At 46.7% G+C, this 418-nt stretch carries 1 protein-coding gene; it reads right to left on the bottom strand.

What is annotated here, in order from left to right; translation table 11 throughout:
• Positions 1-418: neutral zinc metallopeptidase (locus AAEY83_RS12960; protein ID WP_351059334.1), on the bottom strand; the 418-nt coding region annotated here is incomplete at both ends.

A 418-nucleotide genomic window follows, 5' to 3' on the forward strand; every position in this document is an offset into this window, starting at 1 on the left:
GCCCATACCCCTGCGAAGCAATCAGCTTGTAGTTCTTGTAACACGGAGAGCTTATTGGCTTCTGCACGCGTGACTTGACGACTGGCTTCACTGACCTGCTGAGTAATACCCAATAGTGTCTGTACATGGTGGCCGACTTCATGTGAAATCACATAGGCTTGGGCAAAGTCACCTGCCTTACCTTCATTATCTTGACCACCAGAGTCTTGCTGATCACCTGCGATGCCTAGATTTTGACGCATCTCTACGAAAAAAGACGTATCTAAATAAACCGTCTGGTCACCTGGACAATAAAAAGGTCCTGTCGCTGCCGTGGCACTGCCACAGGCTGAACTTAGTTGTCCATTAAAAAGAATTAACGACGGTTCCTGATAAGTACTACCGCCCTCATTAAATATTTGATGCCACACTTCTTCTG

Origin of the sequence: Psychrobacter sp. TB20-MNA-CIBAN-0197 (assembly GCF_040309765.1) — a bacterium.
GTDB lineage: Bacteria > Pseudomonadota > Gammaproteobacteria > Pseudomonadales > Moraxellaceae > Psychrobacter > Psychrobacter submarinus.